This window comes from Phaeovulum sp., from assembly GCF_047638075.1.
Classification (GTDB): domain Bacteria; phylum Pseudomonadota; class Alphaproteobacteria; order Rhodobacterales; family Rhodobacteraceae; genus UBA6197.
The window spans coordinates 1-24,538 of record NZ_JBLJBV010000062.1 but is presented as its reverse complement, the minus strand read 5'-3'; the positions used below and the strand labels follow the sequence as shown (position 1 = coordinate 24,538).

Sequence of the window (24,538 nt, the reverse complement as noted above, 5' to 3'; positions counted from 1 at the left end):
CGCAGGATCGTAAAAAACCGGATTGGAGGCTTTGATGTCCTTGCTGCAAGCTGCGCGCCAGGTGCGCGAGAACGCCTATGCGCCCTATTCCCGCTTTAAGGTCGGGGCTGCCGTTCGCGGCAAATCGGGAAAGATCTATCAAGGATGCAACGTTGAAAACGTTGCCTACCCTGAGGGCACCTGTGCCGAGGCGGGGGCGATTGCCGCGCTGATTGCCGCCGGCGAAACAGAAATCACCGAAATATGTGTTGTGGCGGATAGTGCGTCGCCCGTGCCCCCCTGCGGGGGCTGTCGTCAAAAACTGGCCGAGTTTGCGCGCCATGACGTGCCGATAACGCTGGCCACCACCGAGGGCGAGCGTCTGGATACGACCGTGGGCGCGCTGTTGCCGGGGCGGTTTGATATTTCCCATATGGATCGCGCCTGATGGATGCCCGTGCGATAATCGCCGGGGTGCGTGATGGCCAAATGCTCTCGGACGAGGCCGCGGCGTGGTTTGCGCGGGGGCTGGCCGATGGTGCGGTGTCAGACGCGCAGGCCGGGGCCTTTGCAATGGCGGTTTACCTTAAGGGCCTTGGCACCTCGGGGCGCGTGGCGCTGACCTTGGCGATGCGCGATTCCGGGCGCGTGCTGGATTGGCACATGCCCGGCCCGGTGCTGGACAAACACTCGACCGGGGGCATTGGCGACAGTGTGTCGTTGTTGCTGGCCCCGGCGCTTGCGGCATGCGGCGCCTATGTGCCAATGATTTCGGGGCGCGGCTTGGGCCATACCGGCGGCACGCTGGACAAGATGGAGGCGATCCCGGGCTATAAGACGGATCCCGGCGTTGAGGGTTTGCGCCGTGTCGTGGCCGAGGTGGGCTGTGCCATTGTCGGCGCCAGCGCTGACATTGCCCCGGCAGACCGAAGGCTTTACGGTGTGCGTGATATTTCCGGCACGGTGGAAAGTATTGACCTGATTACCGCCTCGATCCTGTCGAAAAAGCTGGCGGCGGGGCTGGAGGTATTGGTGCTGGATGTGAAGGTCGGCAGCGGTGCCTTTATGAAAACGCTTGCGGATGCGCGCGCGTTGGCCCGGTCATTGGTTGAGACGGCTAATGGCGCGGGCTGCAAGACCTCGGCGCTGATTACCGATATGAACCAATCGCTTGGCCATTCCGCCGGCAACGCGCTTGAGGTCTTGGAGGTGATGGAGACGTTGACCGGTACTGCGGTAAACGAAGCGCTTTGGGATGTGACGGCGGCGCTGGGCGGCGAGGCGTTGGCATTGGCGGGGATGGCCGCCGATATGGACGAAGGGGCGGCGATGATTGACGAGGCGCTGGAATCCGGGCGCGCGGCGGAAACCTTTGGGCGGATGGTGGCGCATCTGGGCGGGCCATCGGATTTTGTCGAACGCTTCCCCGACCGGCTGCCCTCGGCACCGGTGACGCGGGCGGTTTTGGCGCCGCGCCGGGGGTTCGTGCAATCCGTCAATGCCGAAGGCCTGGGCCATGCGGTCGTGCGGTTGGGTGGGGGGCGGCTGGTCGGGACGGACAAGGTCAACCCTTCGGTCGGGTTCAGCGGTTTGGCCTCGCTGGGGGAAGAAATGGATAAGGGCGAACCGATGGTGTTGATCCACGCCGCCACTGATGCCGCCGCCGAAGCCGCCGAGGCCGCCGTGCGCGCGGCCTATGTGTTGGGCGACACTGCCCCCGAAGAGCCACCGCTGATTCACGAACGGGTCAACTGATGGTGCGGGCGTTTCTGGTGGTGATGGATAGCGCCGGCATTGGCGGCGCGCCCGACGCGGCGTCCTTCTTCAACGATAGCGTGCCCGATACCGGCGCCAATACGATCGGCCATATCGCCATGGCCTGCGCTGCGGGGCAGGCCGACGAAGGGCGCAGCGGCCCGCTTTGCCTGCCCAATCTTGATGCGTTGGGGTTGGGGGCTGCAATCACGCTTGCCTCGGGGGGGGGTGCGCCGGGGCTTGGCGGCGTGCCCAAAGGGCTTTGGGGGGCGGCGACCGAAGTATCGAAGGGCAAGGACACCCCCTCGGGCCATTGGGAAATGGCCGGGGTGCCGGTGCCGTGGAACTGGACTTATTTTCCCAAAACCAGCCCCGCCTTTCCCGCTGATCTGACCGCCGAGGTGGCCCGGTTGGCCGGAACCGACGGGATCTTGGGCAACTGCCATGCCTCGGGCGTGCCGATCATCAATGAACTGGGCGAGGCGCATATTCGTAGCGGTTGGCCGATCTGCTACACCTCGGCGGATTCGGTGTTTCAGATTGCGGCGCATGAAGAAAGTTTCGGTCTGGACCGGTTGCTGCAGCTGTGCCGGGATATTGCGCCACGGCTGCATGCGATGAAGGTGGGTCGGGTGATCGCGCGGCCCTTTACCGGGCGGCCGGGCAGCTTTGCCCGCACCCCCAACCGGCACGATTATGCGATGGACCCACCCACACCCACCTTGCTGGACTGGGCTGCTAAGGCGGGTCGGGCAACCCACGCCATCGGCAAAATCGGTGATATATTTTCCGGTCGCGGCATTGGAAAGCAGCACAAGGGCAAATCTGATATTGACCTTTTCGAACATTTACTGGCGCTTGCGGACAGTGCTGAACCCCGCTCCTTGACTTTTGCCAACTTTGTCGAGTTTGACAGCCTTTATGGCCACCGCCGCGATGTGTCGGGCTATGCCCGCGCGCTGGAGTGGTTCGATACCGGCGTGGGGCGGTTTCTGGCACGGCTTCGCCCGGGCGATCTGGCAATTTTCACCGCCGACCACGGGAATGACCCGACCTGGACTGGCACCGACCACACCCGTGAACGGGTGCCGGTATTGGGCTGGGGTGCGGGTGTGAAAGCGGTCGGGCAGGTGGCATTTGTCGATATTGCAGCCTCGGTCGCCAGCCATCTGCGGCTGGACCAGACCGGGCCGGGAAGGAGCTTTTTGTGACCCTGCCCAAGGTTGAATTGCATCTGCATCTGGAAGGTGCCGCGCCGCCTGCGTTCGTGCGCGGTTTGGCGACTGAAAAGCGCATGGATATCAGCGGAATATTCGATGCGCGCGGCGACTATGCCTTCCGCGATTTTTGGGAGTTCCTGAAAGTGTATGAGGCCGCAACCTCAACGCTGACATCGCCTTCGGATTACGCCCGCCTGACCCGCGCTGTGCTGGAAGAAAGCGCCGCTGCGGGTGTGATCTATTGCGAAACGTTCCTGTCGCCGGATTTTTGCGGTGGCCGCGATCTGGGGGCTTGGCGCGAACACCTGCACGCAATCCGCGAAGCTGCCGATCTGGCCGAGCGTGACCTTGGCATCATTCTGCGTGGCATTGTAACGCCGATCCGTCACTTTGGCCCCGATAAAGCCCGCGAAACGGCGCTGTGCGCGGCGGAAACGGCGGGCGATTTCATTGTGGGTTTCGGGCTGGCGGGTGACGAGAGGGCGGGAAAGCCCAAGGATTTTTGCTGGTCTTTTGATCTTGCGCGCGAGGCCGGGTTGCGGCTGACCTGTCATGCGGGCGAATGGGGCGGCCCCGCCTCTGTCCGCGATGCGTGGCACGATTTGCGGGTGGAACGGATTGGCCACGGTGTGCGCGCGATCGAAGATTTGCGTCTGGTCGATGAACTGGCCGAAGCAGGGGTGGTGCTGGAGGTTTGTCCCGGTTCGAACATCGCGCTGGGGCTTTACCCGGATTGGCGCGCCCATCCGATAGCGGCGCTGCGCGACCGTGGCGTGAAGGTGACCGTTTCAACGGATGACCCGCCCTTTTTCCACACCACGATGACGCGCGAATATGAACAGTTGGCGCAGGCGTTCGACTGGGACGATAAGGTGTTTCAGGACATCGCCCGCGTTTCAGCCCGTGCGGCGTTCTGCGATGCGGACACAAGGAGCAAGATATTGAAAAAGCTGGAGAATGCGAATGACTGACCATCTGACAGTGGTGAATCACCCGCTGGTGCAACACAAACTGACATTGATGCGCGACAAGGCCACCTCAACCGCGGGGTTTCGTGGATTGCTACGCGAAATCAGCCTGCTGCTGGCTTATGAGGTAACGCGCGAACTGAAAATGACCACCATCAAGGTCAACACCCCGCTATGTGAAATGGACGCGCCAATTCTGGATGGAAAAAAGCTGGCGTTGATCTCAATCTTGCGGGCAGGTAACGGGCTTTTGGATGGGATATTGGAACTGATCCCGGCGGCGCGCGTGGGTTTCATCGGGCTTTACCGCGACCCCGAAACGCTGCGACCCGTGCAGTATTATTGCAAGGTCCCGTCCGAGTTGGAGGACCGCATCACGATTGTCGTAGACCCGATGCTGGCCACCGGCAATTCGTCGGTGGCGGCAATTGATCTGCTAAAGGAAAAGGGCGCGAAAAACATTCGTTTTCTGTGCCTTTTGGCCGCGCCCGAGGGCGTTGCCCGTATGAAAGAGGCGCACCCCGATGTGCCGATTGTCACGGCCGCGTTGGATAGCCATCTGGACGACCACGGGTATATCGTTCCGGGGCTAGGGGATGCGGGTGACCGAATGTTTGGCACTAAATAAGGTGATGGCGCTTTACTCGGCGGTCAGTTTGCGGCATTTTCCCACGGTCAAAAGGGGAATGTGATGTTACTGGGTAAGGCCGTTTTAGTGATTGCGCTGGTGTTGGGCGGCGGTATGGCCGGGGCTGGTCAGGCCAAGCTTGTCGATCCGCAAGAGATGCCGCCGGTGTCTTACCAGGCAGCGCAATTTGTCGATAGCGCAGGCTGTGTGTTCGTGCGCGCGGATGACGGCGCGACGGCCATTTGGACTGCGCGCCTTGGGCGCGACGGCGCGCAGATCTGCGGCTACCAGCCCACATTTGAACGTGCGGCGCAGGGCCAATCTGTTGCAAAGCCCTCGGTCGCGCTTGCAGCGACACCTGTTGCCACGGGTCAAATCGCGGGCAGGCGTAATCGGCATGCTTCACCCCTTAAAGCCTCGCGTTCGAGACCGACCATGGCGCCGATGATGGCGCAATCAGCGCCCTTGCGTTCCGCGCCGATGATACCCAAAGGCTACCGCCCTGCGTGGGACGATGACCGGCTTAACCCGAAACGCGCGATGGGTACGGCGGCGGGCAGGGCGCAGATGGCACAGGTCTGGACGGATGAGGTGCCGGCGCGGCTGCTTGGCGCCAACGCTGCAAAACACTAGCAGCCAGTTTCAACCGTTCTGGCAAAGCGACCATCGTTTCGCCTGATGCGCGCTCTTGGCTTTGCTTGCGCGCCTAACCGTCGCAGATAGCTTGCAGGGCAACCCAATCCGCATCATCCAGCGGGGGATGCGGAGAGGGCGCCCCCTTGAACGGGTCGGCCTCGATCAGGCCGAGGACGGTTTCGCCTGAGGGATCAACAGCGTAAGCATAGGGCGTGGCACTGACACCGGCCTGCTCGAACCGGGCCAAAAGCACGTCTTCGGCGGGGCGCGATGGGCGCACTGACAGCAGATCCACACCGTAGCCACGCAGGCTGTCTTGCGGCAGATTCCCGGTGGTCAATAGCCGGAAACTGGCCCGCAGACCTGCCCAACGCAGCACTTTGAGTAACGGATCCTCGGCAGGGGTGCTGGGTTCGGCGGCCAGAATATGACCTACGGCAACATCGGCCGAGTCGTTGTTTTCAATTAGATTGCGGCCAAGAACCGCAATGCGGCCGGGTAGCTGGCGCGCGCCTTTCAGCGCCTCGGGCAAGACAAAGATGGCCTCCAGATGCAGCCGCCCGGCCAGCTTTTCCAACGCCTTGTTGCCTGCCGGTGAGGCACAGGCGTTACCGGTAACGGTGGCCAGTTCTGCCAGTGCCGCGCGGCCAATCTCAATACGCTTTGCACTGGGGGCGACCGAGGACGCGTGGGTGATCAGCGCACCGGGCAGCCAAAATACCATCAAGGCAATGACCAGTAGCGCCGATCCGCCCAGTAACGCACCGCGTAGCCGCCCCGGATGCGGGCGGCGCGACTCGATGATGGTATGGACCTTTTCGATGGCGTTGATCATCGTGTCATCGGTCAGTTCCAATTCTTCGCCCGGCTCAGTTCCGGGCGCGTAAAGCGCGGGCCGTTCGCCGGGGTTGCGCCGAGTTACGGCGGGTAGCGACCAATGCGCCAATGCACGGGCCGATCGGTCATCTGATATGACCAAGGTGGCATCTCCGAATGATACGATGACCTCACGGCGCTGCGCCTCTGGCTGCTCGCGCCAGAGGCCGGGGCTTTCAAGCCGTTGGTATTCGGAAAGCGCGGTCATGCGCGGGCCTGTCTGCTGTTTTTCATTGCGCGCAGGATAGCGAAAGCAACGCGTGGGTCAATCGCGCGTCTGTCACCGCGCCACCGCACCTTGCAGATGGGCCCTGAAGGCGGATTGCAATGCCGTGCGACGGGCCTGCCGAAGGTTTTTCGCCGTATTTCCCTGCATTAGTGGTCACCCTTGTGGGTCGATCAGGCGCCCGATAACGCTTTGCCGGGTTACGCAGCGGCCGTCGGGTAGGCGGATCATGGGGTGTTCGCGCAAGATTGCCATCACCTCGCGCACCGGCACTTTGGGCCCGATCTGTGGCGCCTCTATGTCTGGCACGGCGCTGGATGCCACGGCGACATCGGCGGCGGTCAGCACACCCAACGGGTTCATATGGGCCACGAAATCAGCCACATAACCGTTGGCCGGCCTGGCAATGATGTCGCGTGCGGTACCAATCTGCACGATCCGCCCGCCTTCCATCAACGCAATCCGGTTACCCAGTTTGAACGCCTCATCCAGATCATGGCTGACAAAGATGATGGTGCGCTGCAGCTTGGCCTGAAGCGTCAACAGTTCGTCTTGCAGGCGTGCCCGGATCAGCGGATCCAGCGCGGAAAACGGCTCGTCCATCAGCAGGATGGGCGCTTCGGTGGCAAAGGCGCGCGCCAAGCCCACACGTTGCTGCATCCCGCCTGACAGCTCGGCAACCTTGCGATCACCCCAGTCCGACAGCCCCACCAGTTCAAGCTGCGCCGTGACCTTTTCGCGCCGTTTGGGTGCGGCCATGCCTGCCAGTTCCAACCCAAGCCCGACGTTTTCGCGCACTGTCCGCCATGGCAGCAGACCAAATTGCTGAAACACCATCGCGACCTGGGTCAGCCGCAATCGGCGCAGCGTGGCCGGGTTGGCGTGGGTAACGGTGGTCATTTCGGCGCCGTCACGGATTCGGACTTCGCCGCGGCACACCGGGTTGAGCCCGTTCACCGCCCGCAGCAATGTTGATTTTCCAGACCCCGAAAGGCCCATCAACACCAGAATCTCGCCCTCGGCCACGGTCAGCGAACAATCATGCACGCCTAGAATCTGGTGGGTTTCGGCGTCCACTTCCTCGCGCGACAGGCCCTTATCCATCAACGGCAGGGCGGCTTCGGGGCGATCGCCAAAGACGATGGAGACCCGGTCAAACTCTACGGCGGCGCTCATTTCCGGCGCTCCATTCTTAGCATTCGGTCAAGGATGATCGCCACCACCACAATGATCGACCCGCTTTCAAACCCAAGCGCTGCGTTGACCGAATTCAGCGCCCGCACGACCGGCACCCCCAAACCGTTCGCCCCGACCAGCGCCGCGATGACCACCATCGACAGCGACAGCATGATGGTCTGGTTCAGGCCGGCCATGATCTGCGGCAGGGCGTGGGGCAGCTCGACCTTCCACAGAACTTGGCGGGGGGTGGCGCCAAAGGCGGTTGCAGCCTCAAGCAGTGGTTGCGGAGTGCTGGCAATGCCCAGATGCGTCAGCCGGATCGGCGCGGGCAGCACAAAGATTACCGTTGCAATCAGGCCCGGCACCATACCGATGCCGAAAAACACGATGGCCGGGATCAGATAGACAAAGGTGGGCAGCGTCTGCATCAGATCCAGAACCGGCCGCATGGCAGCAAACAGCCGGGGCCGGTGCGCCGCCGCTATTCCCAGCGGCATGCCGACCGCCATGCACACAACCCCCGCTGAAAGCACCAGTGTCAGGCTTTCGGTCGTGGCTTTCCAATACCCCTGGTTCAGGATGAACAGCATCCCCGCCAGTACCAGCACGACGGTCTTCCAACTGCGTTGCAACACCCAGGTCAGCCCTACGAATACCGCCACGATCACCAGTGGATGCGGTGATTGCAGAACCCATAAGATTGCATCGATCAACCCTTGCATCGCCGCCGAAAGCGCGTCGAAAAAGCCGCCCGCGTGGGTTTTGAGCCAGTCGAAGGCAAGCTTCGCGCTTCGCCCGACGGGGATTTTGGTGGCAGTTAGCCAGTCCATGCGGTTCCTTTTCCGAATTTGGATCTTCGGGGGGGCCTTGCGGGGCCATCCCGTTGGATCGGGGGCATGCCCCCGACCGCGGGTGCCTGTTACTTCAGCGCGGCAGTCACGGCTGCCACCGCATCGCCACCATCTTTGGTCGTCACACCTTCAAGCCAAGGGCCCAGCACCTCGGGGTGCGCGGCAAGCCAGGCTTTGGCGGCGGCGTTGGGTTCAACCCCGTCGTTCAGGATCGCGCCCATGATTTCGTTTTCCATGGGCAGCGAAAATTCGAGATTTTCAAGGAGTTTGCCGGTATTGGGGCATTCGGCCACATAGCCTTTGCGCACATTGGTGGCAACTTCGGCACCGCCGAAATTGGGGCCAAAGAAATCATCGCCACCGGCAAGGTAGGTCATCTTGAAATTGGCGTTCATCGGATGCGGTTCCCAGCCCAGAAAGACGATCGGATCGCCGCCTTTGACGGCGCGTTCGACCTGCGCCAGCATCCCCTGTTCAGAGCTTTCCACAATATCGAACCCGTCCAGCCCAAAGGCGTTGCCGGTGATCATGTCAAGGATCTGGCGGTTGCCGTCATTGCCCGGCTCGATGCCGTAGATCTTGCCGTCCAACGCGTCTTTGTGCGCGGCGATATCGGCAAAATCCTTGATCCCCAGCGCGGCACCTGCCTCATTGGTGGCGAGGGTATATTTCGCGCCGACAAGGTTGACGCGCACCGTCTCGACCGTGCCATTGTCACGGTAGGGGGCAATGTCGGCCTCCATCGTTGGCATCCAGTTGCCCAGAAAAACGTCTACATCGCCGGTTGAAAGCGCCGAATAGGTCACCGGAACCGCCAACAGCTTGATATCGGTTTCGTAGCCAAGCGCGCGAAGCACGGTTGCCGTGACAGCCGTGGTGCTGGTGATATCGGTCCAGCCGACATCTGAAAGGACGATCTTGTCGCAGCCTTCGCCAAATGCAGTCGTTGCAAAGGCTGAAATGGCAAGCGCGGAAAACGCGGTCTTCAGTTTCATGTGACACTCCCTGTGCGTCGGTTGCAGGCTATGCGCCCGCGTATTTTTCCGGTTCAGAGGGCCGGGCCGAATGCCTGCCCTGGGTCGGTTCTTGATTGACGAGTCAATTAATTCACTACTACAACCAGATTGCAACAGTTTTCAGAGGAAAACATGGCACGGATCGCGGCAGAGCCTATCCGCCGGGCGGCAATCGTCAAGGCTACAATCCTTGAAATTGGCCGTACCGGGTCACTTGAGGTGACGGTGGCGCAGATTGCGGCGCGCGCGGGCATGTCTTCGGCGCTGGCGCATCATTACTTCGGCTCGAAAGAGGCGATCTTTGTGGCGGCGATGCGCCATGTGCTGACGGTTTTCGGCGCCGAGGTGCGTGGTGCGCTGGCGGCGGCCGCAGGGCCAAAAGGCCGGATCGAGGCGCTGGTGCGCGCCAGTTTCGGGCCGACGTCGTTTCGCCGCGAAGTGGTGGCGGCCTGGCTGAACTTTTACGTTCTGGCGCAGGCCGAACCCAAGGCGCGGCGTCTGTTGCAGATCTATCGTCAGCGGCTGAGGTCCAACCTGCTGCACGATCTGCGCCCCTTGGTGGGGGCGCGCGCCGAGGCCGTGGCCGAACGTCTGGGCGCGCTGATCGACGGTGTCTATCTGCGCGCGGCCCTTGCCCCTTCGGGTCTGAGCGCCGCAATTCCTGATCGCGCCAGTGCGACGGCGCTGGTGCTGGATTTCCTGGCGCGCGAACTGCGGCAGGGGGGTGATCAATGAACCCGTGCCTTAGCCCTGAATGCCTTAGGAAAAGCAAACGCTTTCCATCGGGCGACTGAACCCGCCCCGCCGCTGTCCATGGCGGGGTATTTTGCTGATCTGTGGCGCCGTTGATTGAGGCGTCAATCAATACATCTGAACGGAGACCACGATGATTGCCCAACCCAAAGCCAGCCATTTTGTCGATGGTGCCTATCTGGAAGATACGGCCGGCGCGCCGATCGAGGTGATCTATCCGGGCAACGGCGCGGTGATTGCGACGCTGTATGAGGCGACGCCAAAGGTGATCGAGGCGGCGCTGGCCTCGGCCAAGCGGGCGCAGAAGGCCTGGGCGGCGCTGCGCCCGGTCGAGCGGGGGCGGATTTTGCGCCGCGCCGCCGATATCATTCGAGACCGCGGTGCCGAGCTGGCCCATCTGGAGACGCTGGATACCGGCAAGCCGGTGCAGGAAACGCTGGTGGCCGATTGGCCCTCAGGGGCGGATGCGCTGGAATATTTCGCCGGGCTTGCACCCACGGTGACAGGTGAAACGATGCCGCTGGGGCGCGATTTTGCCTATACGCTGCGCGAACCGCTGGGGGTTTGTGTTGGCATCGGTGCGTGGAACTACCCCAGCCAGATCGCCTGCTGGAAGGCGGCGCCCGCGCTGGCGATGGGCAACGCCATGATATTCAAACCGTCCGAGGTCACGCCCCTTGGGGCGCTACGACTGGCCGAGATTTTCAGTCAGGCGGGGCTTCCTGCGGGGTTGTTCAACGTGGTGCAGGGGCGCGGTGCAGTGGGCAGCGCGTTGGTTGCCGATGCGCGGGTGGCGAAAGTGTCGCTGACCGGATCGGTCGGGACCGGGGCCAAGGTCTATGCCGCCGCCGCCCAGGGAATGAAACACGTCACGATGGAGTTGGGCGGCAAGTCGCCGCTGATCATCTTTGATGACGCCAGCCTGGAGGATGCGGTAGGGGCGGCCATGCTGGCGAATTTCTATTCGTCGGGGCAGGTTTGTTCAAACGGCACGCGGGTATTTGTGCAAAAGGGCTTGAAAGAGCGGTTTTTGGCGCGGCTGGCGGAACGGACGGCGGGTATCATTGCGGGCGATCCGATGGATGAGGCGACGCAGTTTGGCCCCCTGGTCAGCGCGGCGCAGCAAGAAAAGGTGCTGGGCTACATAGCCGGGGCCAAAGCCGAAGGTGCGCGGCTGATCTGCGGCGGCGGTATCGGTAACGCAGGGGGATATTTCGTAGAGCCGACGGTATTTGCGGATGTAACCGACGCCATGGTGCTGGCGCGTGAAGAAGTGTTCGGCCCGGTGATGGCGGTTCTGGATTTCGAGACCGAGGATGAGGCGGTGAGCCGCGCCAACGCCACGCAGTTCGGGTTGGCCGCGGGGGTCTTTACCGCCGATATGGCGCGCGCCCACCGGGTGATTGCCGCGCTGGAGGCGGGCACCTGCTGGATCAACGCCTATAACCTGACCCCGGTCGAGGTGCCTTTCGGGGGGGTGAAAGGCTCGGGCGTGGGGCGCGAAAACAGCCGCGCGGCGGTGGAGCATTATTCGCAGGTCAAATCGGTTTATGTGGGCATGGGGCCGGTGGACGCGCCCTACTGAGGGGTGTTCCAGGGCAGGCAGCCGGGCAGAGTATTTGCGCCAAAAAAAAGCGCGAAGGGAAGGCGGAATGGACGGGATGATGGCGGATTATGTAATCGTGGGGGCCGGATCAGGCGGGTCTGCCTTGGCCTATCGGCTGGTCGAGGCGGGCAAGCGGGTTGTCATTATCGAACATGGTGGCAGTGATGCGGGGCCGTTTATCCAGATGCCTGCTGCACTTTCCTATCCGATGAGCATGGGGCTATACGATTGGGGGTTCAAGTCCGAGCCCGAGCCGCATCTGGGCGGGCGGGTTCTGGCGACACCGCGTGGCAAGGTTATTGGCGGGTCATCCAGTATCAACGGAATGGTCTTTGTGCGCGGCCATGCGAAGGATTATGACCATTGGGCAGAGGCGGGGGCCGCGGGCTGGGGCTATGCCGATGTGCTGCCCTATTTCAAGCGGATGGAAAGCTGGCATGGCGGCCATGATGGTGGCTGCGCTGATTGGCGCGGCCATTCCGGGCCATTGCATGTGACCCGTGGCCCGCGCACCAACCCGCTGTTTGGCGCCTTTATCGAGGCAGGGCAGCAGGCCGGCTATCCGGTGACGTCCGATTACAACGGCGCGCAGCAAGAGGGCTTTGGCCCGATGGAGGCGACAATCTGGAAGGGGCGCCGCTGGTCTGCTGCCAATGCCTATCTGCGTCCGGCGTTGAAAAGCGGGCGATTGCAGATCATCCGGGCGTTCGCGCGCCGCGTGGTAATTGAGGCCGGGCGCGCGACCGGGGTCGAGGTCGAGCGTGGCGGCAAGGTCGAGGTGATCCTGGCCGGGGCAGAGGTTATTCTGGCCGCCAGCTCGTTGAACACACCGAAACTGTTGATGCTGTCAGGAATTGGGCCCGCCGCGCATCTGGCGCAGCATGGGCTGCCGGTGGTGGCGGATCGGCCCGGTGTGGGGGCCAATTTGCAAGACCATCTGGAAATCTACATGCAGTTTGCCGCCAGCCAGCCAGTGACGTTGTTCAAATATTGGAACCTTTGGGGCAAGGCGCTGATCGGGGCGCAATGGCTGCTGACCGGCAAGGGGTTGGGGGCCAGTAATCAGTTTGAGGCCTGCGCCTTCATCCGTAGTGCCGCGGGGGTGGAATACCCCGATATCCAGTATCATTTTCTGCCGATTGCCGTGCGCTATGACGGTAAGGCGGCGGCGGTGGGGCATGGTTTTCAGGCGCATGTCGGGCCGATGCGGTCAAAATCGCGCGGCACGGTCAGTCTGCGGTCAGCCGATCCGAAGGCGGCGCCGGTGATCCGCTTCAACTATATGAGCCACCCGGACGACTGGGACGAGTTCCGCAAATGCGTCCGCCTGACGCGCGAGGTGTTTGCGCAGCCAGTGATGGCCGCGTTCGTCAAGCATGAAATTCAGCCGGGGACGGGGGTGGAAACGGACGGTGGCATTGACGCCTTTATCCGCGAACACGCCGAAAGCGCCTACCATCCCTGCGGCACGGCCAGGATGGGGCGTGCTGATGATGCGATGGCGGTGGTCGACCCTGAATGCCGGGTAATTGGCGTTGAGGGGCTTCGGGTGGCGGATAGCTCGGTTTTTCCACGGATTACCAACGGCAACCTTAATGCCCCTTCGATAATGGTTGGCGAAAAGGCGGCCGATCATATCCTGGGCAAGGGTATGTTGGCCCCGCTGAATGCTACGCCCTGGCTGCACCCCCATAGCCGGACGCAGCAGCGCTGAGATTGAATATGACCCTTATAGCGTCGGGCGTAGGTTCAGATTTCCAGCTTCTCTGGGGCTGAACCTGCGAAAAATTATCCGAAATTGACCAGGGTCAAAGCTAGTAGCGACCTTTACGCGTAATCTGGGTGATAGGTTAACAAAAAGGAATACGAACATGTCGAATACCCCCCATGATATTTACGAAGATTTTCCGGGCGATGCCGAGAAAATTCAGGCGTTGAAGGTGCAGAATGCGCATTTTGAACGAATTTTCGATGAATATCATGAGGTGAACCGTGCCGTTCACCGCGCGGAAACCACGGTTGAGCCGGTCGAGCAACTTACCGAGGTTGAAATGCGCAAAAAACGTGCCGCCCTGAAAGACGAAATTGCCCGGATGCTGGCAGACGCCTGAGCCGTCCGGCCAGGGGTGCGGCCCCGGGGTGACCCGGGGCTATTTCAGGCGATGTCATAGGGTAAAAGGCCACGGCTGTCGGGGTTGATCGTCAGTCGCCGCTCTAACGGGGGGACTGATCGCTGATGGCAATCCTTGCGTTCGCAGATCCGGCAGGAGACGCCGATTGGCGCATAGGCCCGCGGATTTGAAAGCTCCATATCATCGGCATAGACCAGGCCGCGTGCGTGGCTGATTTCGCATCCCAGCCCAATGGCGTAGCGCCGCACCGGCGCGGTAAAGGACCCACCTGATTTCGACACATCGCGCGCAAGGCACAGGTAGCGCACCCCGTCGGGCGTCTCTGCCAGTTGCCGCAGGAAACGACCGGGCGTCTCAAACGCCTGATGCACATTCCACAGCGGACAGGCGCCGCCGAAACGCGCAAATTGCAACCGCGCCGCCGAATGGCGCTTGGTGATCGTGCCAGCCTGATCGACGCGGACAAAGTAGAACGGAATGCCCTTGGCGCCAGGCCGCTGCATGGTAGACAGGCGATGGGCTACCTGCTCGATCGAGGCGCCGAACAGGTCTGAAAGCCGCTCCAGATCGTGGCGGGTCGTGATCGCGGCTTCCAGAAAGATGCGGTAGGGCATTAGCGCTGCGCCCGCAAAGTAGTTGGCCAAGCCGATCTTGGCGATGGCGCGCGCGGTTTCAGATTGAAACCGGGCAAGGTCTAGCGTGGCTTCCAGAAGATCATTTTGAGTAATCAGCGCAACCTGATGCAATAGCTGAAATGCCTGCGTTGCTGTGCCCGCCCGCGCCGAAACCAACAGTTGTTTGTCATGCAACTGACGTAAGTGATCAATGTTCGAAAGCTGCACAGTGATCCCCTGCTTTGCCAACGCGTCGGTTGCCCGTTTGATGGGGTCAAGACGTTTGCCATCAGGGCTGGAAAAGCGTTCGGCGGCGCGGTCCACCGCGTCGATGTAATTGTCGCAATAGTGAAAGAAATCGCGAACCTCTTCCCAGGGTGAAATGGCCATGACCGAGCCTTCACGCCCAAGCGCCTCGTCTAGGCTGGCCAGCCGTTCATGAGTCTGGCGGTAGGCGCTGTGCAGTTCCAGAAAAGCACGGGCCAAGGCTGGGGCGTTCGAGGCGGTCAGGCGCAGATCGGCCAACGGTGGGGTGCTATCGGCAAAGATCGGGTCCGCCAGCGCCTCGCGCATGTCTGACACCAGGCGTTCCGCGTCACCTACAGAAAGCTCGGTCACATCCAACCCGAATTCGCTTGCCAAAGCCAGCACTACTGAGGCTGAGACGGGCCGATGGTTGTTTTCCATCTGGTTGAGATAGGGCAGCGAAACCCCCAAGCGGTCGGCAAAAACCTTCTGGGTCAGACCAAAGCGACTACGGGTTTCGCGCAGTTTCACGCCTGCATAGAGCTTTTGTGTGGCCATCGTTGCCCCCGGTTTGCTAAAGTTGTTCTAGCCTTTGCAAACTGCGTTCGTCAAACCCCAAGCGCGGCTAGAAGTGCCATTGTTCAGCGAATGGCAAAGGCGGATGCTGTTGATGAAGCCGGTATTGCCACGAACGGCAGCGCCGCATCCGATCATGGCCGCAATGTCATCCTGTCAAGGCAGATGGAACGACCTACCGCCACGGTGCCAGACCTTCAGCCTTGCGATGTGCGCCGCATGGGCGCTGCCAATGGCAATTTCGCCCGAGGCACCGATGGGCAGATAGCCAGGTTTACCGGAATCACGGCGTAGGTTTTGGTCAGGTCTCGCCACACGAACCCTGTGTTCAGGGTATCAATCGCGCCAATGGAGGGAGCCCTGTCACAGATGGTGACTCAAGCGCCACACGAAAATAAGGATTTATTGGTGAGCCGGCCGGGATCCGAACCCGGGACCTACTGATTAAAAGTCAGTTGCTCTACCAACTGAGCTACCGGCCCACACTGGGCGGTTCTCTATAAACCCAGCCGCGGCGGGTCAAGTGCTAAACAGCAGAAAAAGCACCTACTGGCAAAATCTTTGCGGGGGGCGTATAGCGCGGCGGATGGAAAACACGCGCGCACCCTTGGGTCTGCCCTTCATGAAAATGCACGGGCTTGGCAATGACTTCGTTGTAATTGATGCCCGGTCGGATGGTGTCTTGCTGACGCCGGCATTGGTGCAGGCATTGGGGGACCGGCACCGGGGCGTGGGGTTTGACCAACTGGCGTTGATCGAGACGGCGGCGGGGGCTGACGCGCGGCTGACCTTTTATAATTCGGACGGATCCGTCAGTTCGGCCTGCGGCAATGCTACCCGGTGTGTGGCGCGCTATCTGATGGACGGTTCGGCAAGCGCCAGCGTCAGGCTACAGACCGAACGGGGGCTACTGCTGGCCGAGGATGCCGGGGGTGGGTTGACCCGCGTGAATATGGGCGCGCCGCTACTGGATTGGGCAGCGGTGCCGCTTTCCGGCCCGATGGAGTTGCTGCATCTGCCGATTGCGGGCGATCCGGTGGCCGTGGGTATGGGCAATCCACACTGCGTGTTCTTTGTGCCAGATGCCGAGGTGGTCGATGTCGCCGGGCGCGGGGCAGAGATCGAACACCACCCCGCGTTTCCGCAGGCGACCAACGTTGAATTTGCTTCGGTGATCGGGCCGAATCATCTGCGGATGCGGGTTTGGGAACGCGGCACGGGTATTACGCTCGCGTGCGGGTCTGGAACCTGCGCCACGGTTGTTGCGGCGCATCTGCGCGGCCTGACCGGGCGGTGTGTGACGGTCGACGTGGATGGCGGCACGTTGACCATTGATTGGCGCGATGACGGGGTCTGGATGACAGGCCCCACCGCGCATGTGTTCAGCGGCACGCTAACCGCTTCGTTCATGGCCGCGCTATGAAGGCGCCGGTTTTTGCCACGCTGGGTTGTCGCCTGAACGCCTATGAAACCGAGGCGATGAAAGAGCTGTCGGCCGCCGCCGGTATCGAAAACGCCGTGGTGGTGAATACCTGCGCCGTAACCGCCGAGGCCGTGCGCAAGGCCAAGCAAGAGATCCGCCGTCTGTCGCGCGAAAACCCCGGCGCCCAGATCATCGTGACCGGTTGTGCCGCCCAGACCGAGCCTGAAACCTTTGCCGTGATGCCCGAGGTGGCCCGCGTGATCGGCAACCACGAGAAAATGCAGGCGGCAACCTGGCAGGGGCTGAAAGCCCCCGACATGATCGGTAAAACTGAAAAGATCCAGGTCGATGACATCATGTCCGTGCGCGAAACGGCGGGTCATCTGATTGACGGGTTTGGCCGCCACCGCGCCTATGTGCAGGTGCAAAACGGCTGCGACCACCGTTGCACTTTTTGCATTATCCCTTACGGGCGTGGCAATTCACGCTCTGTGCCTGCCGGTGTTGTTGTTGAACAGATCAAGCGGCTGGTCGGCAAGGGCTTTAACGAGGTGGTGCTGACCGGGGTTGACCTGACATCCTGGGGGGCTGATCTGCCGGCCCAGCCCCGCTTGGGCGATCTGGTGATGCGGATCTTGCGGCTGGTGCCGGATCTGCCGCGGCTGCGCATCTCGTCGATCGACAGTATCGAGGTGGACGAGAGCCTGATGCAGGCGATTGCGACCGAGCCGCGCCTGATGCCGCATCTGCACCTGTCGCTTCAGGCCGGGGACAACATGATCCTCAAACGGATGAAGCGGCGCCATTCACGCGAAGATGCGATTCGTTTTTGCGAAGAGGCGCGGGCGCTGCGCCCCGGAATCCTGTTTGGCGCCGATATCATCGCCGGTTTCCCGACCGAGACCGAGGCGATGTTTGAAAACTCGGTCAGGTTGGTCGATGAATGTGGCCTGACGTTCCTGCATGTCTTTCCGTTTAGCGCACGCAAGGGCACGCCTGCCGCGCGGATGCCGCAGTTGCAAGGCCCTGTGGTCAAGGACCGGGCGGCGCGGTTGCGGGCGGCGGGGGATGCGCGGCTGGCGCAGCATCTGGCGGCCGAGGTTGGCCAGCGCCGCGTTATCCTGACTGAAGGGCCGCGCCTTGGCCGGACCGAGCATTTCACCGAAGTGGCCTTTGACCGCGACATGCCCGAAGGCACGATCCTGACGCTGCCGATCATCGGGCAGAATGGCACCCGGCTATTGGCATGATCGCCAATTTTGGTCAGCGACGGATATTTACGCCACATCGCCCCCATAGGGGTTTCGTTTTCCGCGTCAACGGCTAGCTTGTCGCCATGCTGCGGATCAATGACACCATCTCGATTGCCGACTGGGAATTGTCGGAAAATTTTACCCGCAGCCAAGGGCCGGGCGGGCAGAACGTCAACAAGGTGGAAACGGCGGTTGAACTGCGCTTTGAGGCGGATCGCTCGCCGCATCTTTCGCCCGCGGTCAAGGCACGGCTGAAACGCCTTGCGGGGCGGCGCTGGACAGTAGACGGTGCAATTGTGATCCGGGCAGAGGAAACACGCAGCCAGTTGCGCAACCGCGAACTGGCCCGCGAACGGCTGGCGCAGTTGATCAGCGCCGCTTTGGTAGCGCCCAAACGCCGGGTGCCCACAAAGCCGACGCTGGGAAGCAAGAGGCGGCGGCTTGCGGCCAAGGCGGTGCGCGGCGAGGTCAAGGCATTGCGAGGGAAGGTGGACGATGACGACTGATCTGATGGCGCGGCGGGCGCGGTTACTGGGGCCGAATGTGCCGACATTCTACGACAGGCCCGTGCATATTGTGCGCGGCGAGGGGGTCTGGCTGTGGGATGCCGAAGGGCGCCGCTATCTGGATTGCTACAATAACGTGCCGCATGTGGGCCACTGCCACCCGCATGTGGTTGAGGCGATTGCGCGGCAAGCGGCAACGCTGAACACCCATACGCGCTATCTGCACGAGGGAATTCTGGATTACGCCGAACGGATCACGGCGAAATTTTCGCATGATCTGGCGCAGATCATCATGGTCTGCACCGGCTCTGAGGCGAATGACATCGCGTTGCGCATGGCACAGGCAGCGACCGGCCATACCGGGCTGATCGCCACCGATAACACCTATCACGGCAATACCACGGCGGTCAGCCACCTTTCCACCCGGCGCCCGCCGATTGGGGGGTATCCGCCCCATATCCGCCGGGTTCCCGCGCCGGACAGCCTTGCACCGCTGGGGGGCTCGCTTCAGGCGCAACCGCAGCAGTTCGCGGCCAACGTGGCCCGCGCGATTGAGGAGTTGCAGGCCGCAGGGCATGGCTTTGCCGGGCTGATGCTGTGCCCGATTTTTGCCAATGAGGGCACGCCGGGTATCGCGCCGGGTTTCCTGGACGCCACCGCCGAGGTGGTGCGCCGTGCCGGTGGCTTGTTGCTATGTGACGAGGTGCAGCCCGGGTTTGGCCGTGTTGGCAGCCATTGGTGGGGGCATGAGTTTCTGGGGTTTGCGCCCGATGTGGTGACGATGGGCAAGCCGATGGGCAACGGCCATCCGGTTGCCGCTGTGATCACCCGCCCCGATATCATGGCCGCCTTTCGTGATGCCTTTGGTTATTTCAACACCTTTGGCGGCAATCCCGTGTCTTGTGCCGCCGCCAGCGCGGTTCTGGATGTGATCGAGCGCGAAGGTCTGGTGGAAAACGCGCGCGACGTGGGGGCCTATCTGCTGGGTCTACTGCGTGGCCTTGACCACCCCGCAATCCATGACTGCCGGGGTTTTGGTCTGTTTTTCGCGGTGGAGTTCGCGCGGGACGGTCAACCCGCCCCCGATATCACCGCCCGCGTGGTCGAGGCGATGCGCGACCGTGGCATCTTGTTGGGCAGAGGCGGGCGCGCGCAGCACATCCTGAAAATCCGCCCGCCGATGCCGTTTTCGCGCGCCCATGCCGATGAGGTCGCCCAGACCCTTGCCGAAGTCTTGACGGAGATCCCCGCATGATCACCGATGCCCACGCCCATGCCATGGCCCAAAGCGCGCTGGCCCATTGGGGTGATGCCGCGATGCCGCCCCGACTGGTCAAAAACCGCGAGAACATCGTTTTTGATGTAGTGCTGAAAACCGGCCAGCGGGTGGCGCTGCGTCTGCACCGCCCGGGCTATCAAAGCCGCGACGCGATCCACTCTGAACTGGTCTGGGCGGGCTTGCTGGCCGATCAGGGCCTGCCGGTGCCGCGCCCGGTTGTGGCGGTCAACGGGCAGTTGACCGGCGATGCCGACGACCGGGTTGTGTCTTGTGTCGAATGGTTGGCTGGTGATCAGATTGGTGCCGCCGAACAGCCCCTGCACGGCAGCGCCGCAGATCAGCGGGCATTGATGTTTGACGTGGGGGCGCTGGCTGCAAGGCTGCACAACGCCACAGATGCAGCGGGTGACGCTGAGGGCTATCAGCGCGTCGACTGGGATGCCGAGGGTTTTTTGGGCCCCAACCCGCACTGGGGCCGCTACTGGGAAAACCCCACCCTGCGCGATGCAGAACGTGCGACCTTGAAAGCCGCCAGTGACCTCGCGCGCGCCCGGCTGACGGCCTTGCGCAACAGCGCCGACTATGGGGTGATCCATGCCGACATGCTGCGCGAAAACATCCTGCGCGGCCCTGCCGGGTTAAGCCTGATCGACTTTGACGATTCTGGCCGGGGTTTCCGGCTATATGATTTGGCGACCGCCTTGGTTCAAAGCCTGGAAGAGCCGCATTTGCCGCAAATTGCCGAGGGGCTGGTAGCCGGCTATCGCAGCCAGCGCGCCTTTGACGATGAGGCACAGGGGCATCTGGCGCTGTTTGTGATGCTGCGGACATTCGCCTCGACAGGATGGATCATCAGCCGCGCCGCGCCGGATGATCCACGCCTGCGCTTTTATGCCGAACGCGCGTTAAGAATGGCACAACACGTCTTGGCCGGGACCGCCCCTTGGGAATGATCCAAACTATCATTCGGTCCCCACAATGGGTTTCGCCCTGATGAGCCAAGCCCGTGGCCGCGCGAAGTTAAGAGACTGCGGAAGCAGGATTTTTTGGCACGATGACTGAGGAAATTCTGAATGAAGATGACAAGATATAGCGACGCTCAGATCCTTGCGATCCTGCGCCAGGCCGAAGGTGGTGGGCCGGTGGCCGAGCTTTGCCGTGAACATGGCATGAAGCCATTGCCCGGCAGGTAAGTGCCTGCAAACGCCAAGAGGGAATGCGTCGTTTTACATCTAAGGATGTCTCTCGCATTGCAAGGTTTCCGCCGATCTGTTCCGTCGTCAGGTATCAGCTTGCTAGCATCTATCCGGCGTCACCGGTTGATGGTGCGCCGAAATGGGAATTCCGCGTGGTAAGCCTCAACAAATGGTCGGCCTCAGTAGGCCATTATAAAGGCCAGGTTTCTTACACACCGGAGTTTGCCGGTCGGTACGCCTCGATGGTCGTCTTGCAATTCTTGCCTCGCCCCCAAGCGTGAGCGCGGAACCCCTCGTTTCTGTTCAGCATCGCCCAGATGATCCGGGCGTTCTTGCCCTCCCGACCGTCGCCCACGGCCGCAACAACAGCTGTCGCCGTCATGGGGCCGACTCCACTGATGCGCATAATCCGGCGGCAATCCTGATTGGACTTGAAGACCGCGTCGATCCGGCGATCAAAGGCCGTAATCCGAGCGTCGACCTGCGCCAAAAAGTCAAACAGCTCGCCAATAATCTCCCGGCTCATTGCGGTCAGCCCATTGGTCTGGTCCTCAAGAATTCCAGGGATGGCGCGCCGCGCGCGACCTATCGACAGCGCAATCGGTATGCCGCGTTCCAGCAACAGACCGCGCATCTGGCGCACCAGTGCAGCCCTGTGATTGACAAGGCGGCGGCGCACCCGATGCAGGGCCTGAATGTCTTGCTGCTCCTCGGACTTGGCAGGCACGAACTTCATGTTCGGCAGCATCAGGGCAGTGCAGATGGCCTCTGCATCGTTCTGGTCATTCTTCTGATGCTTGACGAAGGGTTTGACATATTGCGGCGCGATTACCTTAACCGTATGGTCAAGCCATTCGAACTGCCTCTGCCAGTAGAAGGCCCCTGTGCAGGCTTCGACACCAATGACAAAAAGGCTCCAGCTCCGTAATTTTGGCCAGCAGTCCTTCTCGGCGTATGCGGCACTTCAATTACGGCCAGCCCATCAGTATCGGCTCTGCGTGACTGAAACACGCTCTTGGCCAGGTCAATTCCAACGAATGCAACGGTCATATCTCTCTCCATTCTGCTGCGTCACACCCGCAGCGTTACTGATGGCGAAGAGACATCCATCCCATTAAGTGGCGGGCCAAGTATGGCGGTATGGATGCGTCGATAGATTGCTCAGACCACAGAGATAGTTCGGTCTGTTTGAACAGGTTCGGGGCGTTTCGTAAGTGGATTTCCACCTTGGTTATATTGCCGCCGATACCAGCGTCAGCGGGTTGAAGTAGGCCTGATCCGGAGCTTTGCCGTTAAGCGATGAATGCGGACGTCGGTTATTGTAGAAGCCCAGATAGCGCGCGATCAAGTCGCGGGCCTCGGAGAAGCTGGCAGAGGCCCGCAGGTAGACCTCTTCGTATTTGATGGTCTGCCAGCGGCGATCGACAAAGATATTGTCGCGCCAGGCTCCCTTGCCGTCCATGCTGATCCTTATCTTCTGCGCAGCCAGCACCTTGATGAAATCGGTCGATGTGACCTGGCTGCCCTGATCGGTATTGAAGATCCCCGGCTTGCCGTGTCTGGCCAGCGCTCCTGCGACAGCTTCGATGCAGAAGTCGGCCTCTAGCGCAATTGATATCCGCCAGGACAGCACCCGCCGGGTGAACCAGTCCAGCACGGTGCCCTCAAATAGCTCAAGCGCCCGGCGCGCTTCTGCCGGGGTCTTGTTGCCGAGCGAGGAGTGCGGCCTGACGTTGTTGTAATCGTCGCGCCACAGCGCCAGCATTTGGCGGGCGTCAGCGAAGGTGTCGAATGGCTCCTCGTTCAGGCACTCATCCCGCAGGCGTAAGCATCCGGCGTAGGCCACGGCGAGGTCAGCGCGTTTGTCGGCGCTCCATTCCGATGATCTCTTGCAGGTTATCGATACCGAACGGAGTGAAGGCGATGACGCTGTCGTCGCGGGGGCCGTAGCCCCAGATCACGCCATCTTCGGTTTCCATATCGATGGCGAGATCGAAGATCCGATCGACAGTTTCGCCCAGTTCGGCTGCAACGCGGTCGAGGGTCTTGACGGCATACACCTTGTTCAACTGCATGGTCATGCCGCCTCAGCGAGGGGGCGGGTTTTCCAGTTCCATGGTAGAAGTTCATGGATGCGCGAGACGGGCATGTCGGGCAGCCGGGCGAGGACATCGGCAAGCCAGGCCTGTGGGTCGATGTCGTTCATTTTGGCCGTGACGATGAGGGTATACATGGCGGCGGCCCGCTCACCGCCGCGCTCGGAACCCGCGAAGAGCCACGACTTTCTGCCCAAGGCTATCCCGCGCAGGGCGCGTTCGGCCGCATTGTTCGTCAGGCAGATGCGCCCGTCATCAAGGAATGCCGTGAAGGCTTTCCAACGGCCATCTTTCTCGAACATGTAGTTGATCGCCTTGGCCACCTTGTTGTGCCTGGACAGTTTCGCGCGCTCTTTCTGCAGCCAGTCATGAAGATTATTCACCAAGGGACGGGACAGGACCTGGCGGGCGGCAAGGCGGGCAGCGGCATCCAGCCCATGGATGTCACGTTCGGTGTCGAAGATGGCGTCGATCCGTTTCACCGCTTCCAGAGCGACCGGCGAGATCTGATGGGCGGGTTTGCCCTTTCGCACCTTCCTGGCAATATCCGCCAACTCGAAGAACTTCCGGCGCGCATGTGCCCAGCACAGCGCCCTGGTCACCGGCCCCGCATCTCGGTCGGCGCGATAGAGATCGTTGTATCCGCCATAGGCGTCCATTGCCCGGCAGTGGTTTGCTTGCAAACCATGAGAGGGGGCTTGCAGCACGCCTTGCCATCCGGCCAGGTGCTGATTGGGATTGGTGGCCGCGCGATCACGGGAGAAGCGGAAGATCGCGGCCGGTGGCGCTCCCCCATTCCGTTCGCCACGCACATAGGTCCAGAACCGGGCTTTCTTCGCGCCACCCCGCGCCAGAAGTGGCACGGTCGTGTCATCCGCTGCCCGGCAGGCGATTTGCAAGGCAAATCTGCCGAGAGGGGCCATGCAGGCGGTGACCGGCGCGCACATGGGTCTCGATCAAGGCATGGATTGGCTGCAACGCGACAGCGGCAAAGCGTCCGGGGGACGGTTTGAGGCGGGAACGGGCGGAGCCCCGGGAACTTCTCGCGCACGATCTGCCCTTTCGGGCTTTTGCTACGCAAAACCCTGCCGGGTAACAGATCACCTTCCACTGCCGCGGGATCACCTCCAGCGTCTCGCTCGCCATTGTTCTGGAACCAATGGCGCACAATGCCTCGCCATCCTCGCCCATCTTCACGATCCTATCCGAGCCACGGCAGGTGCAGGCGGCAGGTGCCTCGACAACAACCTGCTCGCGCGGCCCCTCTCGTCGCTGCAAGCAGCGACTGCCGGGCAACGGGTGCTCGGGGAACGGCTTGCGCACAGGTGGACGGCGCGTGAAGGCACGCACCGTGGTGGTGGCTTTGTCGGTCGCTTGTTCTGCGGCCAGGGCATCTTCGGTGGCCGCCGCTTCCAGTTCTTCAAGCTGCAATTCCAACTGATCGATCAGCCGGGCGCGTCGTTCTGACGAGATACCGTATTTGTCACGGCGCAGCCTGGCGATCTCGAGCTCCTGGATCATCGC

Annotated in this window: 23 protein-coding genes, 1 tRNA gene and 3 pseudogenes; 17 read left to right on the top strand and 10 right to left on the bottom strand. The window is 61.8% G+C overall.

Annotated elements, in window-relative coordinates:
- The first annotated feature begins 34 nt into the window (after nt 1-34).
- From ACM62R_RS09375 to ACM62R_RS09350, 6 genes are all read left to right on the top strand, one after another.
- Nucleotides 35-427 (top strand): cytidine deaminase, encoded by a 393-nt coding sequence (locus ACM62R_RS09375; protein WP_415183790.1) that lies wholly within the window; start codon nt 35-37, stop codon nt 425-427.
- Entirely contained in the window at nt 427-1,734 is a 1,308-nt protein-coding gene (locus tag ACM62R_RS09370) for a thymidine phosphorylase (RefSeq protein ID WP_415183789.1), read from the top strand. Before ACM62R_RS09375 ends, ACM62R_RS09370 begins: the two co-directional genes overlap by 1 nt.
- Complete coding sequence (locus tag ACM62R_RS09365) at nt 1,734-2,945, top strand: phosphopentomutase (protein ID WP_415183788.1); 1,212 nt, start codon at nt 1,734-1,736, stop codon at nt 2,943-2,945. Before ACM62R_RS09370 ends, ACM62R_RS09365 begins: the two co-directional genes overlap by 1 nt.
- Nucleotides 2,942-3,925 (top strand): adenosine deaminase, encoded by a 984-nt coding sequence (locus ACM62R_RS09360; protein ID WP_415183787.1) that lies wholly within the window; start codon nt 2,942-2,944, stop codon nt 3,923-3,925. The genes ACM62R_RS09365 and ACM62R_RS09360 overlap by 4 nt, the downstream gene beginning before the upstream one ends.
- Entirely contained in the window at nt 3,918-4,550 is a 633-nt protein-coding gene (gene upp, locus ACM62R_RS09355) for a uracil phosphoribosyltransferase (protein WP_415183786.1), read from the top strand. Before ACM62R_RS09360 ends, upp begins: the two co-directional genes overlap by 8 nt.
- A gap of 63 nt (nt 4,551-4,613) precedes the next feature.
- Nucleotides 4,614-5,183 carry a hypothetical protein gene (locus tag ACM62R_RS09350; protein WP_415183785.1) on the top strand — a complete coding sequence of 190 codons (570 nt, stop codon included), beginning with the start codon at nt 4,614-4,616 and terminating at the stop codon, nt 5,181-5,183.
- Nucleotides 5,184-5,256: 73 nt separating this feature from the next.
- On the opposite strand, the gene ACM62R_RS09345 is transcribed toward ACM62R_RS09350, so the two are convergent.
- From ACM62R_RS09345 to choX, 4 genes are all read right to left on the bottom strand, one after another.
- Nucleotides 5,257-6,270 carry a hypothetical protein gene (locus ACM62R_RS09345; protein WP_415183784.1) on the bottom strand — a complete coding sequence of 338 codons (1,014 nt, stop codon included), beginning with the start codon at nt 6,268-6,270 and terminating at the stop codon, nt 5,257-5,259.
- A 174-nt stretch (nt 6,271-6,444) separates the two neighbouring features.
- Nucleotides 6,445-7,464, bottom strand: coding sequence for a choline ABC transporter ATP-binding protein (gene choV / locus ACM62R_RS09340; RefSeq protein WP_415183783.1), 1,020 nt, complete (start codon nt 7,462-7,464; stop codon nt 6,445-6,447).
- The gene (gene choW, locus ACM62R_RS09335; RefSeq protein ID WP_415183782.1) at nt 7,461-8,297 is read right to left on the bottom strand and encodes a choline ABC transporter permease subunit; all 837 of its coding nucleotides are present in this window, start codon (nt 8,295-8,297) and stop codon (nt 7,461-7,463) included. The genes choV and choW overlap by 4 nt, the downstream gene beginning before the upstream one ends.
- Nucleotides 8,298-8,386: 89 nt before the next feature.
- Nucleotides 8,387-9,313, bottom strand: a complete 927-nt coding sequence (choX, locus tag ACM62R_RS09330; RefSeq protein WP_415183781.1) for a choline ABC transporter substrate-binding protein — start codon at nt 9,311-9,313, stop codon at nt 8,387-8,389.
- Between the two features lie 153 nt (nt 9,314-9,466).
- Between choX and betI the strand changes: the two genes are divergently transcribed.
- From betI to ACM62R_RS09310, 4 genes are all read left to right on the top strand, one after another.
- Nucleotides 9,467-10,069 carry a choline-responsive transcriptional repressor BetI gene (gene betI / locus ACM62R_RS09325; protein WP_415183780.1) on the top strand — a complete coding sequence of 201 codons (603 nt, stop codon included), beginning with the start codon at nt 9,467-9,469 and terminating at the stop codon, nt 10,067-10,069.
- Nucleotides 10,070-10,220: 151 nt separating this feature from the next.
- A complete protein-coding gene (betB, locus tag ACM62R_RS09320) occupies nt 10,221-11,672 on the top strand; it encodes a betaine-aldehyde dehydrogenase (protein WP_415183779.1) in 1,452 nt (483 codons plus the stop codon).
- Nucleotides 11,673-11,748: 76 nt separating this feature from the next.
- A complete protein-coding gene (gene betA / locus ACM62R_RS09315; RefSeq protein ID WP_415183799.1) occupies nt 11,749-13,407 on the top strand; it encodes a choline dehydrogenase in 1,659 nt (552 codons plus the stop codon).
- Nucleotides 13,408-13,564: 157 nt separating this feature from the next.
- Nucleotides 13,565-13,804: a YdcH family protein gene (locus ACM62R_RS09310; protein WP_415183778.1), complete on the top strand. Its 240-nt coding sequence runs from the start codon at nt 13,565-13,567 to the stop codon at nt 13,802-13,804.
- A 44-nt stretch (nt 13,805-13,848) separates the two neighbouring features.
- On the opposite strand, the gene ACM62R_RS09305 is transcribed toward ACM62R_RS09310, so the two are convergent.
- Nucleotides 13,849-15,243 (bottom strand): helix-turn-helix domain-containing protein, encoded by a 1,395-nt coding sequence (locus ACM62R_RS09305; protein ID WP_415183777.1) that lies wholly within the window; start codon nt 15,241-15,243, stop codon nt 13,849-13,851.
- A 90-nt stretch (nt 15,244-15,333) separates the two neighbouring features.
- On the opposite strand from ACM62R_RS09305, the gene ACM62R_RS09300 reads away from it, so the two are divergent.
- Nucleotides 15,334-15,555 carry a hypothetical protein gene (locus tag ACM62R_RS09300; protein ID WP_415183776.1) on the top strand — a complete coding sequence of 74 codons (222 nt, stop codon included), beginning with the start codon at nt 15,334-15,336 and terminating at the stop codon, nt 15,553-15,555.
- 112 nt (nt 15,556-15,667) lie between these two features.
- On the opposite strand, the gene ACM62R_RS09295 is transcribed toward ACM62R_RS09300, so the two are convergent.
- A tRNA-Lys gene (locus tag ACM62R_RS09295) sits at nt 15,668-15,743 on the bottom strand.
- A 104-nt stretch (nt 15,744-15,847) separates the two neighbouring features.
- Here ACM62R_RS09295 and dapF point away from each other — a divergent pair.
- The 6 genes and pseudogenes from dapF to ACM62R_RS09265 form a co-directional block, all read left to right on the top strand.
- Nucleotides 15,848-16,684 carry a diaminopimelate epimerase gene (gene dapF / locus ACM62R_RS09290; protein WP_415183775.1) on the top strand — a complete coding sequence of 279 codons (837 nt, stop codon included), beginning with the start codon at nt 15,848-15,850 and terminating at the stop codon, nt 16,682-16,684.
- The gene (mtaB, locus tag ACM62R_RS09285) at nt 16,681-17,934 is read left to right on the top strand and encodes a tRNA (N(6)-L-threonylcarbamoyladenosine(37)-C(2))-methylthiotransferase MtaB (RefSeq protein ID WP_415183774.1); all 1,254 of its coding nucleotides are present in this window, start codon (nt 16,681-16,683) and stop codon (nt 17,932-17,934) included. Before dapF ends, mtaB begins: the two co-directional genes overlap by 4 nt.
- An 86-nt stretch (nt 17,935-18,020) precedes the next feature.
- The gene (arfB, locus tag ACM62R_RS09280; protein WP_415183773.1) at nt 18,021-18,443 is read left to right on the top strand and encodes an alternative ribosome rescue aminoacyl-tRNA hydrolase ArfB; all 423 of its coding nucleotides are present in this window, start codon (nt 18,021-18,023) and stop codon (nt 18,441-18,443) included.
- A complete protein-coding gene (locus tag ACM62R_RS09275; protein ID WP_415183772.1) occupies nt 18,433-19,698 on the top strand; it encodes an aspartate aminotransferase family protein in 1,266 nt (421 codons plus the stop codon). Before arfB ends, ACM62R_RS09275 begins: the two co-directional genes overlap by 11 nt.
- Nucleotides 19,695-20,675, top strand: coding sequence for a phosphotransferase enzyme family protein (locus tag ACM62R_RS09270; protein ID WP_415183771.1), 981 nt, complete (start codon nt 19,695-19,697; stop codon nt 20,673-20,675). Before ACM62R_RS09275 ends, ACM62R_RS09270 begins: the two co-directional genes overlap by 4 nt.
- 120 nt (nt 20,676-20,795) lie before the next feature.
- Nucleotides 20,796-20,894, top strand: a pseudogene (locus ACM62R_RS09265) (transposase); the annotation flags it as partial.
- Between the two features lie 232 nt (nt 20,895-21,126).
- Here ACM62R_RS09265 and ACM62R_RS09260 read toward each other — a convergent pair.
- From ACM62R_RS09260 to tnpC, 4 genes and pseudogenes are all read right to left on the bottom strand, one after another.
- Nucleotides 21,127-21,822, bottom strand: a complete 696-nt coding sequence (locus tag ACM62R_RS09260; RefSeq protein ID WP_415183798.1) for an IS110 family transposase — start codon at nt 21,820-21,822, stop codon at nt 21,127-21,129.
- Nucleotides 21,823-22,149: 327 nt separating this feature from the next.
- Nucleotides 22,150-22,740: pseudogene (locus ACM62R_RS09255) on the bottom strand (integrase core domain-containing protein); the annotation flags it as partial.
- Between the two features lie 31 nt (nt 22,741-22,771).
- Nucleotides 22,772-22,999, bottom strand: a complete 228-nt coding sequence (locus ACM62R_RS09250) for a hypothetical protein (protein ID WP_415183770.1) — start codon at nt 22,997-22,999, stop codon at nt 22,772-22,774.
- Nucleotides 22,996-24,538 (bottom strand): annotated as a pseudogene (tnpC, locus tag ACM62R_RS09245) (IS66 family transposase); the annotation flags it as partial. The gene ACM62R_RS09250 and the pseudogene tnpC, both read right to left, overlap by 4 nt.

What these genes read in the sequence shown, in the direction of transcription:
- ACM62R_RS09375 (WP_415183790.1), top strand. Translation starts at nt 35, where the DNA reads ATGTCCTTGCTGCAAGCTGCGCGCCAGGTGCGCGAGAACGCCTATGCG.
- ACM62R_RS09370 (WP_415183789.1), top strand. Translation starts at nt 427, where the DNA reads ATGGATGCCCGTGCGATAATCGCCGGGGTGCGTGATGGCCAAATGCTC.
- ACM62R_RS09365 (WP_415183788.1), top strand. Translation starts at nt 1,734, where the DNA reads ATGGTGCGGGCGTTTCTGGTGGTGATGGATAGCGCCGGCATTGGCGGC.
- upp (WP_415183786.1), top strand. Translation starts at nt 3,918, where the DNA reads ATGACTGACCATCTGACAGTGGTGAATCACCCGCTGGTGCAACACAAA.
- ACM62R_RS09350 (WP_415183785.1), top strand. Translation starts at nt 4,614, where the DNA reads ATGTTACTGGGTAAGGCCGTTTTAGTGATTGCGCTGGTGTTGGGCGGC.
- ACM62R_RS09345 (WP_415183784.1), bottom strand. Translation starts at nt 6,270, where the DNA reads ATGACCGCGCTTTCCGAATACCAACGGCTTGAAAGCCCCGGCCTCTGG.
- choV (WP_415183783.1), bottom strand. Translation starts at nt 7,464, where the DNA reads ATGAGCGCCGCCGTAGAGTTTGACCGGGTCTCCATCGTCTTTGGCGAT.
- choW (WP_415183782.1), bottom strand. Translation starts at nt 8,297, where the DNA reads ATGGACTGGCTAACTGCCACCAAAATCCCCGTCGGGCGAAGCGCGAAG.
- choX (WP_415183781.1), bottom strand. Translation starts at nt 9,313, where the DNA reads ATGAAACTGAAGACCGCGTTTTCCGCGCTTGCCATTTCAGCCTTTGCA.
- betI (WP_415183780.1), top strand. Translation starts at nt 9,467, where the DNA reads ATGGCACGGATCGCGGCAGAGCCTATCCGCCGGGCGGCAATCGTCAAG.
- betB (WP_415183779.1), top strand. Translation starts at nt 10,221, where the DNA reads ATGATTGCCCAACCCAAAGCCAGCCATTTTGTCGATGGTGCCTATCTG.
- betA (WP_415183799.1), top strand. Translation starts at nt 11,749, where the DNA reads ATGATGGCGGATTATGTAATCGTGGGGGCCGGATCAGGCGGGTCTGCC.
- ACM62R_RS09310 (WP_415183778.1), top strand. Translation starts at nt 13,565, where the DNA reads ATGTCGAATACCCCCCATGATATTTACGAAGATTTTCCGGGCGATGCC.
- ACM62R_RS09305 (WP_415183777.1), bottom strand. Translation starts at nt 15,243, where the DNA reads ATGGCCACACAAAAGCTCTATGCAGGCGTGAAACTGCGCGAAACCCGT.
- ACM62R_RS09300 (WP_415183776.1), top strand. Translation starts at nt 15,334, where the DNA reads ATGGCAAAGGCGGATGCTGTTGATGAAGCCGGTATTGCCACGAACGGC.
- dapF (WP_415183775.1), top strand. Translation starts at nt 15,848, where the DNA reads ATGGAAAACACGCGCGCACCCTTGGGTCTGCCCTTCATGAAAATGCAC.
- mtaB (WP_415183774.1), top strand. Translation starts at nt 16,681, where the DNA reads ATGAAGGCGCCGGTTTTTGCCACGCTGGGTTGTCGCCTGAACGCCTAT.
- arfB (WP_415183773.1), top strand. Translation starts at nt 18,021, where the DNA reads ATGCTGCGGATCAATGACACCATCTCGATTGCCGACTGGGAATTGTCG.
- ACM62R_RS09275 (WP_415183772.1), top strand. Translation starts at nt 18,433, where the DNA reads ATGACGACTGATCTGATGGCGCGGCGGGCGCGGTTACTGGGGCCGAAT.
- ACM62R_RS09270 (WP_415183771.1), top strand. Translation starts at nt 19,695, where the DNA reads ATGATCACCGATGCCCACGCCCATGCCATGGCCCAAAGCGCGCTGGCC.
- ACM62R_RS09250 (WP_415183770.1), bottom strand. Translation starts at nt 22,999, where the DNA reads ATGACCATGCAGTTGAACAAGGTGTATGCCGTCAAGACCCTCGACCGC.